General features: G+C 42.2%; 9 protein-coding genes and 2 pseudogenes. 6 read left to right on the top strand and 5 right to left on the bottom strand.

Features of this window, described 5'->3' with window-relative positions:
• Position 1 precedes the first annotated feature (1 nt).
• Positions 2 to 1046, top strand: a pseudogene (locus tag NXS07_RS17195) (IS630 family transposase).
• Positions 1047 to 1349: 303 nt separating this feature from the next.
• Here the strand turns inward: NXS07_RS17195 and NXS07_RS17190 are convergent.
• Complete coding sequence (locus NXS07_RS17190; protein WP_258087229.1) at positions 1350 to 2156, bottom strand: MFS transporter; 807 nt, start codon at positions 2154 to 2156, stop codon at positions 1350 to 1352.
• 645 nt (positions 2157 to 2801) lie between these two features.
• On the opposite strand from NXS07_RS17190, the pseudogene NXS07_RS17185 reads away from it, so the two are divergent.
• Both NXS07_RS17185 and NXS07_RS17180 read left to right on the top strand, forming a co-directional pair.
• Positions 2802 to 2891 (top strand): annotated as a pseudogene (locus NXS07_RS17185) (EamA/RhaT family transporter); the annotation flags it as partial.
• 54 nt (positions 2892 to 2945) lie between these two features.
• Positions 2946 to 3839 carry a dihydrodipicolinate synthase family protein gene (locus NXS07_RS17180; RefSeq protein WP_258087228.1) on the top strand — a complete coding sequence of 298 codons (894 nt, stop codon included), beginning with the start codon at positions 2946 to 2948 and terminating at the stop codon, positions 3837 to 3839.
• Positions 3840 to 3945: 106 nt separating this feature from the next.
• On the opposite strand, the gene NXS07_RS17175 is transcribed toward NXS07_RS17180, so the two are convergent.
• The 3 genes from NXS07_RS17175 to aptA all read right to left on the bottom strand — a co-directional run bounded on the left by NXS07_RS17175 (position 3946) and on the right by aptA (position 6310).
• Positions 3946 to 4383 carry a GNAT family N-acetyltransferase gene (locus NXS07_RS17175; protein WP_258087227.1) on the bottom strand — a complete coding sequence of 146 codons (438 nt, stop codon included), beginning with the start codon at positions 4381 to 4383 and terminating at the stop codon, positions 3946 to 3948.
• A 3-nt stretch (positions 4384 to 4386) separates the two neighbouring features.
• Positions 4387 to 4788 carry an ASCH domain-containing protein gene (locus NXS07_RS17170; RefSeq protein WP_238126982.1) on the bottom strand — a complete coding sequence of 134 codons (402 nt, stop codon included), beginning with the start codon at positions 4786 to 4788 and terminating at the stop codon, positions 4387 to 4389.
• A 190-nt stretch (positions 4789 to 4978) separates the two neighbouring features.
• Positions 4979 to 6310, bottom strand: a complete 1332-nt coding sequence (gene aptA / locus NXS07_RS17165; protein WP_258087226.1) for an omega-aminotransferase AptA — start codon at positions 6308 to 6310, stop codon at positions 4979 to 4981.
• A gap of 235 nt (positions 6311 to 6545) precedes the next feature.
• On the opposite strand from aptA, the gene NXS07_RS17160 reads away from it, so the two are divergent.
• Positions 6546 to 6995 carry a DUF2946 domain-containing protein gene (locus tag NXS07_RS17160; protein WP_308686632.1) on the top strand — a complete coding sequence of 150 codons (450 nt, stop codon included), beginning with the start codon at positions 6546 to 6548 and terminating at the stop codon, positions 6993 to 6995.
• A gap of 119 nt (positions 6996 to 7114) precedes the next feature.
• A complete protein-coding gene (locus tag NXS07_RS17155; RefSeq protein ID WP_038224641.1) occupies positions 7115 to 9181 on the top strand; it encodes a TonB-dependent copper receptor in 2067 nt (688 codons plus the stop codon).
• Between the two features lie 143 nt (positions 9182 to 9324).
• Here NXS07_RS17155 and NXS07_RS17150 read toward each other — a convergent pair whose 3' ends face one another.
• On the bottom strand, positions 9325 to 9816 hold the full coding sequence (locus tag NXS07_RS17150) for a MarR family winged helix-turn-helix transcriptional regulator (protein ID WP_038193600.1): 492 nt from the start codon (positions 9814 to 9816) through the stop codon (positions 9325 to 9327).
• A gap of 127 nt (positions 9817 to 9943) precedes the next feature.
• On the opposite strand from NXS07_RS17150, the gene NXS07_RS17145 reads away from it, so the two are divergent.
• Positions 9944 to 10831 (top strand): EamA family transporter, encoded by an 888-nt coding sequence (locus NXS07_RS17145; protein ID WP_258087225.1) that lies wholly within the window; start codon positions 9944 to 9946, stop codon positions 10829 to 10831.
• The last annotated feature ends 72 nt before the right edge of the window (positions 10832 to 10903 follow it).

Raw genomic sequence — 10903 nt, 5'->3', positions numbered from 1 at the left:
TATGCCTATCATAGCACCCATACCTCGAAATGAACGACAGAAAATGAAAAAGCTTATCCAGAAAACCCAAAATAAGGATTATGCTCGCCGGATGATGGCATTATTAATGTTACACAAGGGGGATACGGTTTCTCACGTTGCCAAAACCCTTTGTGCCTCACGTTCTTCGGTCAATCGCTGGGTAAATTGGTTTACATTATATGGACTGGACGGATTAAAAAGCTTACCGCCGGGCAGGCCGGCCATCTGGAATTTAGAGCCACTTCTCGCTGTGGTTTCTTTCTTATTAAAACACTCCCCACAACATTTCGGTTATCTCCGCTCACGCTGGAGTCTTGAGCTTATCACACATAAAATCAATGTATTACTGGATATATCACTCTCTCAAAGTACCCTTTATCGCTACTTTTATCGGGCGGGGATCGTCTGGCGAAGAGCCGCACCCACGTTAAGATTGTCTGATCCTGAACATGATGAAAAAAGGGCAAAAATCACCGGGGCCTTATCCAATGCCTCAGAGCAACATCCTATTTTTTATGAGGATGAGGTGGATATTGACCTTAACCCAAAAATCGGGGCAGATTGGTGTTTCAAGGGACAACAAAAGCGTGTTGTGACCCCCGGAAAGAACCAGAAACACTATCTTGCGGGCTGCCTCAACGCAAAAACGAAAGAAATAACTTATGTCGGGGGGCTTAAGAAAGAACTCGGATTTATTTATTAAGTTGTTATATGTACTTAATAATCAATATGTTAATGCAAAGACGATCACCTTGATTTTAGATAACTATGGCATTCATAAAAGTCAGAAAGTCATCGCGTGGCTGGCAAAAAATCCTAAATTTAATCTCTTGTTTTTACCGGTCTATTCCCCTTGGTTGAATAAAATTGAACGCCTGTGGCAATCCCTGCATGAAACCGTGACACGAAACCATTGCTGCCAATTTATGGGGCAGTGACTTGAACATGTAAAAGCCTTCATGGAAATCACTTCATTACAACAGCAAAAACCTGGGAGGGTAAAAATGGGTGTATCATCATTATGAATTCTTATTTAGACGCCTCACAACTCAAAAATTAGTAATTTGCGCTGCTCAAGACTATTTACAACGCCGAGGAATACCTACAAGTTCTGTATTCCTAAATTAGAAAAAGCGATATATAGGCTGTTGGCAAACTCAGGCGCTTCACTTGCTTCATGCATTAACCATGTTTGACTGACGATTAACCCCGATGAATGAAAGATACCCAAAAATATAATTAATAGTACCATTAAAAAAGGTGAAAAACCCAATATCCACACTAAGAAATAGACCAGAATAAATAAAAATGTATAAGCATAAGTGGTTCTAATTGTGTTTTTTTTGTAATAGACGGATAAAGATAAAATTACCCATACAACCACTAGCACCAAATAAAATAAGAAAAATGGCAATCATATTATTACTGAGATGGGTTATTTTGGTAAGATAATCAGAAATATAACTAAAACTAGAAAACATAGCTGAAAAAATCAAAGTAACAGTTGCAATGCTTAACCATAAACTCGGTTTTTTCAATACAGTTACTTGTTCCAATATATTGATTTTTTGGCTAACAGGTAATGAAGGAATAAAATAAACAACACCTATAAATGCAATTAAACATGTCACAGAACCAAAATAAAAGGCCGCACTGAGTGAAACATATTCAGCAATAAAAGAACTTAAAGGCATTTCTAGTACCATCCCAAGTGCAACCCCGGAAAACACAGTCGCTACTGCATCAGCACTCTTCTCTTTAGGTACTGAATTTGCTGCTATAACCAGCGCTATTGCAAAAAATAGGGCATGAATTAATGCAGGTAAGATCCGAAAAATCAGTACCATATTAAATATATTTTCCGTAGCATAAATAATATTTGATACAATGAATATAAATAGAATGCATAATAAAACATACTTTCTATTGTATTTTAACAAGAGTAAAGTAATAACAGGTCCAGCAATAGCAACGACAATCGCATATACACTCACCAAATAACCAACTTGAATTGGAGTTATATTTAACTGAAGCTCTAATTGCGGAAATAACCCTATAACAGAAACTTCCGTTGTAATAACTCCAAAAACAGAAATCGTTAAAGTCATTAATAAGAAAAATGATTTATTTGTCATGATCGTATCCGCACGATAGAAAAACTGTCGTGATTAATGAGATGTTATCTACAATAAAATCAGTACTAATAAAGAATTAAAAATAATGTCTTATGCAGTAAGAGAGTTCGCAGATGATGACAAAATTGATTTCAAAAGAGAAGCCTATTTTTGTCTACTGCTTGTAGAAAAAAAGTTGTCAGTTAGCCCAGTTATCGTTCCGATATTCGGGCTAACTTTCATTTGAATTACTGCCAGTTTACAAACACGAGTACATTTCCACAATGTATCTCACTTTTTCCAACGCTGTCGGCAGAGGTGCCAGTTCTATCGACCCAAGAGCCAGACGAATCATATGAGGTACGAGCACAGACGTTGCAAATGCAAATGAACAACCCCGCCGCAAGCAGCGGGGTATCAAAACCAATAGCCAACTACAGGGTAGTTCGCCCCAAGGGGCGGGGAATATAACCCTCAGAGATTTAATCTGCCCTAGCCTCCTCTGTCAAAGTTGCTAACTGACGAAGAATGCAGCGAGTGGGTGGTTTAACGGTTTTAGTAGCAGTCATGGATTTTGAACCCGTTTTTCTGACTGTAGCCCGTGCTTCTATTGCTAGTTTGTTAGCATTCGTTATGCTATTAGCCTTTAAAGAGAAACGCCCTGGTTTACTTGGTGAATCCGTAAGCCTGCTCATGGTTACAGTAACCATTGGAGTCATTCTTTGTGTCGTTGGCTCACGTAGATTTGCAAGGTAACAAAATAGATATCATTTCCTTTATAAACCTAACCTTAATCTAGGGGTACCGTTTATGTTTTCAGGCCTCAGTGCATTTCCCTTGACCCCCACGAACGAAAATGGCATCGACGAAGCGGCTTTCGTCCGGCTAATCGAACGTTTAGTTGTTGCTAATGTCGATTCCATTGGAGCCCTCGGTTCGACTGGTAACTATGCTTATTTCACACTTGCTGAACGTTTGCGAGTCACACAGCTGGCGGTGCAACATGCCGGGAACACTCCGGTGATTATTGGAATCAGCGCTTTGCGTACACGGGATGTATTGGACTTAGCCGAAGGTGCACAGACAGCAGGAGCGAGCGCAGTGCTGTTGGCTCCGATATCGTACCAAAGGCTATCTGCTGATGAAGTATTTGGTCTGTATGAAACCGTAACCCGCAACCTTTCCGTACCGCTGTGCGTATATGACAACCCAAATATGACACATTTCGAATTCAGCGACGAATTGCATGGTAGGATCGCTCATCTTCCGAACGTTTTCTCCATCAAGATTCCCGGTGTTACGGTAGATCCCGTAGCCGCAAAAGCGCGTGTGGAGCGTATTCGTGCTCTGATTCCATCACACGTGACGATCGGGATCAGCGGTGATGGTTTTGCCGCGACGGGGTTAAATGCCGGATGTGAAGTCTGGTACTCGGTAATCGGCGGTCTCTTTCCTAAGGCGGCATTGGCAATCACCCGCGCTGCACAGGCCGGAGACATACAGGAAGTTACACGCCTATCCGAACGGCTGCAACCGCTGTGGACATTTTTCAGACAGTATGGCGGCAGCCTGCGTGTTGTCGCGTCGGGAGCCGTGCTACTGGGGCTGGTTGAACAAGACTGTCTACCTCTGCCGCTCAAGGCACTGGAGGCGGCTGATTTGCAACAGCTCGCTGAACTGCTTGATGAGTTAGAACTGGCCTGATAAATCGCGTTGCTGTAGCTAATAATATAACGGCGACTTCACTGGAGTTATCCAGCGGAGTCGTTATAAGATGAGTAATTAGCTGTGGATGTTTTAATTCTTCTTTCTAACTCTTTTGATCAGAAAAAACCATGAGATAGTAATTCCCTGCTAGCTCATCTGAGCTTTTAGCTTTCTTGATAAAACCGTTGAATTCGTAGAAATTAACCGCTTTATGGTTTTTAACCAGACATTTTAAACTTAATTGGTGTGGATATTTGGATTTGACGAAATCCAGTAGTTGAGTGCCTATTATGCCACACCGATGAGATTCGGTAGCAACATAAAGATGATGGATAAAATGATTCTGTACCCAAACAGAGATAAAACCTAGAACCTTACCGTTTTCTACGGCAATATAAATCATCTCACCTTCAGCATCTTTATCGAAATCAGTAAGTTGATAGTTATCCGTATTCAGCCAAGTAAAAGTGACCTTTCTCGATTCCAAGTAAAGAATTCTCAGTGCCTCAATATGTTCAGGGAAAAACACGGTTATTTCCATCAGTTATAGCACCTCAATTACCTCAAACTCGATAACAACAACTTCCATATCTGGAGAAAACGTTCCTTCTCGCTCAAAAAAACACTTATGCTCCATCCGCCAACGATGTAGACTTCTATCACCCTCGCCTTCCTTCCAAGCCAGTTCGGTTGTCATTGCTGAAAATTGGGTTAAATGAACAGCAGTTACTCTAACAACACAAACCGGAAGGTTTTTACCATTTAAGACAATATACTCATTGCCAATTTCGATCTCTTCATCAACCTGTTTATAAGCATGATATGAACAACTCGTTGCTGTTTTAGTGCCTTCGGCAACTAATGCAGAAAGCTTGTCATACATTTCGATTGAGTCACCAAATACCCAACTTTCAGCAGCAGGATATTTATTTTCAATTACTTCCATGGGTTCATGAATTTTCATATTATCTATTGAGCATTATGGGTTCGTGAATAACCCACTTTATTAACATGACAATGCTGCTGTTAACCATCACTTCTAACCAAATCTATGATCTTCCCCTTATTCTAAGTATAGAAAAATATGAGCGGTGAAAAACACCGCTCAGTCAAGGAATCCATGACGCTTATTTCCTTTACTTAATCTGGTGCAGAATATCGCCGACTGCATTGAAAACGCGATCAAGATCGTCTGTTTTAGCATTGAACATCGGGCCAAATTGCAGAGTATCGCCACTAAATCGCACATAGAACCCGGCTTTCCATAATGCAATACCCGCTTCGAAAGGACGGACAGCTTCGTCCTCATCGCGTGGGGCAATTTGAATTGCGCCCACCAGCCCGCAGTTACGAATGTCAACGACATTCGGACAGTGGTTAAGCCCATGTAATGCTTGTTCGAAATACTGAGCTAATTCAGCAGATTGTTGGATCAGATTTTCTTTTTCCAACAATTCGAGTGTTGCCAAGCCCGCAGCACAGGCAACGGGATGGGCTGAATAGGTGTAACCGTGGCTAAATTCAATCATATGCTCAGGCAGCGGCTGTGCCATAAATGCATTATAGATCTCGCTGGATGCCACCACCCCGCCCAGAGGAATAGCACCATTAGTAATTTGTTTGGCAAAATTGAGAATATCGGGTGTGACACCGAAATAATCAGCCCCTGTCCAACGTCCCAAACGCCCAAAACCTGTAATCACTTCGTCAAAGATCAATAAAATATCGTGCTGGGTACAGATTTCCCGTAAACGTTGTAAGTAGCCTTGTGGTGGAACAATGGCGCCGGCAGAGCCACAAACGGGTTCCACAATAACAGCGGCAATATTACTTGCATCATGTAACTCAATCAATTTCAGCAGTTCATCGGCAAGTTCAGGGCCACCAGCAGTTGGCATTCCTTTAGTAAAGGCCATGCCGGGTTGCAAGGTATGTGACAAGTGATCCACACCCATAAACTGACCAAACATCTTACGATTACCGCCAATACCGCCGAGACTTGTACCGGCAATATTGACGCCATGATAGCCACGTGCACGTCCGATAAATTTAGTTTTGGCAGATTTCCCTTTAATGCGCCAGTAAGCACGTGCCATTTTTACTGCTGTATCAGCAGTTTCCGAACCAGAACCAGTAAAAAACACATGGTTTAAATCACCAGGCATAAGATTGGCAATCTTGTCTGCCAATTTGAATGACCAAGGGTGGCCATATTGGAAACCAGGAGAATAATCCAATGTTCCCAGTTGTTCAGAAACAGCCTGACGGATTTCGGTTCGTGAATGACCCACCCCACAAGTCCATAACCCCGACAAACTGTCGTAAATTCGACGACCCTGGTTATCGACCAGCCAGTTTCCATCTGCGGAGACAATTAAACGTGGATCTTGTTGAAAATGACGATTGGCACTAAGCGGCATCCAATGCGCATTCAGGTTCAGTGATTGAAAAAAATTGATATCTGACATTTCTAAACTCCTCATATTAAGTTGTAACAAAGAGTTTGCAATAGAACAACATTCAAGTTAAACCTTAATTATCGAATCATTAGTTATGGGTTTACTTACGTAAAGCCAAATTTTACTGAATAAGACCGTTAACCACCAACCAACTCGTATCCAGTTCACACAACCCCATTAACCTCCAAAAATGTTTTAACAAAACCGGAAGAAATACAGTAAGATTGGCGCCCAATCGTGGGAATTGATCTGGATCATTAGCTTGTTATCGCTTTTTCGTCTATCACAACGCCGAATACCTGCCTTGATCGCCTCACTGGCGATTTTGATGTTGTTCATTGGACCAGTGGTATCAAAAACTCTGGAGCATCGGCGTGACAGCATAAAAAGCGAAGCCCACCACAATATGCCAATGTCTGGCATGCAAAATAGCAATAATCATCATTACGCATCACCGGCATATGGTCATGACATGCATCATGGCGCTTCCCATATCCATACGGGGTTGATGGATGATATTGCCTGTGGTTATTGTCAGCTTCTGATTAACCTGCCATTATTGACGTGGGTGTTTGTTCCTTTTATCTGGCTGGCACTGACTATCTCCCGCACCCCACCAGTCCGGCTTTTTTTGGGTTCTGCCATTCAGCTATTTTATGGCGAATCGCAACCGCGCGCGCCACCCCTTAATTAATCTATTTAATTGAAATAATTCATTTATTTTCCTTGCTATACGCTGTTTGTAAGGCAATTCAATATTTTTTCAAGCAAATTTAAAAACAGGATTTGTTTTTAATTAAGGGATATTTTTTTATGTCTACTACAAAATTATTTCGGGTATCACCTCTGACAGCCGCTTTAGCTGTCATTCTCTTTATGCCTGCCAGTAGCTTGGCTGCAACAGGTGAAAATAACAACGACAGAGAGATAAAAGACACACAGACAGTTAATGATAGAGAATCTGTGATAATTGTGACCGCTCCGGCGATTTCACCACTCACTATAGTTACCTCACCCAAAACACCTCGTCAGCCTGTACCCGCTAGCGATGGTTCGGATTACTTGAAAACTATTCCTGGTTTTTCCCAAATTCGTAACGGTGGTACTAATGGTGACCCAGTATTTCGTGGCATGTTTGGCTCTCGCCTGCGTATGTTGGTTGATGATGGTGAAATATTGGGCTCTTGTCCGTCACGTATGGATGCACCAAGCTCCTACATTTCACCTGAAAGTTATGATGTTCTGAGTCTGGTTAAAGGGCCTCAAACTGTACTTTGGGGTGCAGGAAACTCAGCAGGAACGGTTCGCTTTGAACGTACCCGTCCTCAGTTCGACAAACTGGGTGCTCAAGGTAATATCAGTACGGTAGCGGCTTCCAATGGGCGTTGGGATGGTAATGCTGACCTCAGTTTTGGTAATGAACTCGGCTATGTGCGTTTGAGCGGCAATAAATCACGCTCTAACGATTATAAAGATGGTGATGGTAATCGCGTACCTTCTCGCTGGGATAAATGGAATACCGACATCGCAGTCGGCTGGACGCCGGATGATGATACTTTGCTAGAATTAACGGCTGGCCAGGGTGATGGTAAAGCACGTTACGCTGGACGTAGTATGGATGGCTCCAAGTTCAAACGAGAAAGTTTTGGTGTGCGTTTTGAAAAGTCCAACATCAGTGACGTGTTCGATAAATTTGAAACCAATTTTTATTACAATTACACCAACCATATTATGGACAACTATTCCCTCCGTACCCCTTCCCCAATGAGTATGGGAGGACATGGTAGCCATGGTGGTGGAAAACATGGTGGACATGGGATGGGTGCCATGGAACTGGATCGCCGTACTATGGGCGGCCGTATGATGGGGACTTGGATTTGGGAAGATTTTAAGTTACAGAGCGGTGTAGATACTCAGTCCAATACCCATCGAAATAAATATGACACTGTTTGGGTGAAAGATGCTCGCTACCGTAATTATGGTATTTTCAGTGAGTTAACTTGGGACGCCACTGAACAGAGTAAAGTTATCGGTGGTGCTCGTCTGGATAGAGTACTCGTGAATAATTACGTTAAGGCAGCAGAACGGACAGCTACTCTACCTTCTGGCTTCATTCGGTTCGAACATAATCTGACGGAAGTACCGTTGATGTTTTATGCGGGTGTGGGCTACACCGAACGTTTTCCTGATTACTGGGAACTGTTTGATTATTGGGAACTGATCTCGTCCAAACCAGAGAGTAAAGCCTTCAGAGATTTGAAAACCGAGAAAACCACTCAGTTGGATATTGGTGCGCAATATCACGGCCAATATTTTAGTGGTTGGGTATCTGCTTACGTAGGTAAGGTTAATGACTTTATCCTGTTCCGCTATTCCCCAACTGATAGGACAAAAAGTCAGGCGAATAATGTCGATGCCACTATTATGGGTGGAGAAATGGGCGCCAGCTATCAGTTGAGCGACCATTGGAAAACCGATGCAAGTCTGGCTTATTCTTGGGCGAAGAATACTTCCGATCATCGCCCATTGCCACAAACTCCACCATTAGAAGCGCGATTTGGACTGACTTGGGAACATGGCGACTGGACAAGTAGTGGTTTGCTTCGTGTTGTTAGCAGTCAAAACCGAGTGTCAATCAATGAAGGTAACGTTGTTGGTAAGGATTTTGATCGCAGTGCTGGATTTGCTATCCTGTCTGCAAACACCGCCTATAAAGTGACTAAAAATGTTCAGGTTAGCGCCGGTATTGACAATATTTTTGACAGAACCTATAGCGAGCACCTTAACTTAGCTGGAAGTAACAGTTTTGGTTATTCAGGCAATACGCCAGTAAACGAGCCGGGCCGTACTTATTGGGCTAGAGTGAACGTTAAATTCTAAACCTACTTTTCGCCCTGACACATTAGTCAGGGCGAATTTTACGTCTTGATTAAGTGTCTTTCATTAAAGATATGTTTTATTAAATCTATTTTTATATCTTTAAAATAAGATACTTTTGCCTCTCTTTATTTCTCGAAAACATTTCAAGTAGCAGATTCATTGGTGAGAAGCCAATGGCGTAACAGTATGGCAATTTGTTCCTGTTGTTCTTCCGTCAATGGCTGGAGAATAGCTCTTTCGTTCTCCAAATGGCTCTCGACAGCATTGTCTATAAGTGTTTTTCCTTCCGGAGTCAGAAAAACTTTGCAGCTACGTCGGTCTTCTTCATTGGCGATACGCTCAATTAACCCTCGCTGTACCATATGCTCAATACGGGTACTCATTGCACCAGAAGTCAGCATAACTGACTGATACATTTCGGTTGGTGTAATTGGTGTGTTATAACGGCGAAGTGTAGCGAGAATATCAAACTCAATAGCACTCAGGCCATGTGCTTTAAAGGCATGTTGCAGGCGCTGCTCAATGATTTTGTTTACACGGACTAACCTTCCAATTACCCCCATCGGGGAAGGATCGAGGTCTGGACGCTGCTGTTCCCACTGTATTAGCAAACGGTCAACGTGATCGTACTTCATTCTTTTTTCCTATTCATTTATTTCAACAAAAAGATACTTGATAAAAATCGTTTAGGCTATTATTTTAATTTATCTTTAAATAAAGATACTTTATATTGAGTTAAAATCCTCAGAAAAGGAAATCATTATGCAGGAAACGAGAATACTCAGTAATATTTTGCTTACCGCACTAGCGCCTATCGTGTGGGGCAGTACCTATATTGTCGCCACTGAAATATTGCCGCCCAACATGCCTTTGTTGGCATCTACCGTCAGGGCTTTGCCTGCTGGCATATTATTATTGTTGGTTTGCCGCACAGTACCAAAAGGAGTGTGGTGGCTACGTCTCACCGTGCTGGGGCTACTTAACATTAGTGCTTTTTTCTATTTCCTTTTTGTTGCAGCGGGGTATCTTCCCGGAGGTACGGCGTCGCTAATCATGTCTTGTCAACCCGTGATTGTTATATTCTTAAGTGCTTATTTGTTAAGAACATCGCTGACAAAAAAACATTTTTTTTCGGCGATACTGGGTATTGCCGGGATTGCATTACTAGTGATGAACTCAGCTACCAGCCTGAACTGGCAGGGAGTTATTGCAGGATTTGCTGGTTGTAGCTGTATGGCATTGGGGGTTGTTCTGACCAAGTATTGGAATCGCCCTGCCAATTTATCATTACTGAGTTTTACGGGCTGGCAATTAACACTGGGTGGATTGATGTTACTACCAATCGCAATTTACACAGAAGGTGTGCCACAACAGCTCACACCAACTAATATCATCGGCTATGGTTATTTGTGTCTGATTGGTGCTATTTTCTCATACATCATTTGGTTTCGTGGCATTGAAAAACTTCCCGTTGTAAGCATCTCATTCTTGGGATTTCTGAGTGCATTATCAGCCTGCGTTCTGGGATTTGTTTTTCTGAAGCAAACATTTTCCTTGCTACAATTTTTCGGAGCCTGCACCATCATTGTTTCTGTCTGGCTTTCTATTCCTCGGAATCAGACACAAAAATCCAATAACTCTACAATCTAGATGGTGTCGTCATGAGAAATTTCGTGCAATAATAATGCCCCACCATTCCATCATAAGAGTTGATTAACCATG

The organism is Xenorhabdus bovienii (assembly GCF_024721015.1).
Taxonomy (GTDB): domain Bacteria; phylum Pseudomonadota; class Gammaproteobacteria; order Enterobacterales; family Enterobacteriaceae; genus Xenorhabdus; species Xenorhabdus bovienii.
Note: the sequence above shows the minus strand (reverse complement) of the source record. Positions and strands in the feature narration are given on the sequence as shown.

Bases quoted from the DNA above. Each gene is read 5' to 3' on its own strand.
- NXS07_RS17145 (WP_258087225.1), top strand. From the start codon at position 9,944: ATGCAGGAAACGAGAATACTCAGTAATATTTTGCTTACCGCACTAGCG.
- NXS07_RS17175 (WP_258087227.1), bottom strand. From the start codon at position 4,383: ATGGAAATAACCGTGTTTTTCCCTGAACATATTGAGGCACTGAGAATT.
- NXS07_RS17180 (WP_258087228.1), top strand. From the start codon at position 2,946: ATGTTTTCAGGCCTCAGTGCATTTCCCTTGACCCCCACGAACGAAAAT.
- NXS07_RS17190 (WP_258087229.1), bottom strand. From the start codon at position 2,156: ATGACAAATAAATCATTTTTCTTATTAATGACTTTAACGATTTCTGTT.
- NXS07_RS17150 (WP_038193600.1), bottom strand. From the start codon at position 9,816: ATGAAGTACGATCACGTTGACCGTTTGCTAATACAGTGGGAACAGCAG.
- aptA (WP_258087226.1), bottom strand. From the start codon at position 6,310: ATGTCAGATATCAATTTTTTTCAATCACTGAACCTGAATGCGCATTGG.
- NXS07_RS17155 (WP_038224641.1), top strand. From the start codon at position 7,115: ATGTCTACTACAAAATTATTTCGGGTATCACCTCTGACAGCCGCTTTA.
- NXS07_RS17170 (WP_238126982.1), bottom strand. From the start codon at position 4,788: ATGGAAGTAATTGAAAATAAATATCCTGCTGCTGAAAGTTGGGTATTT.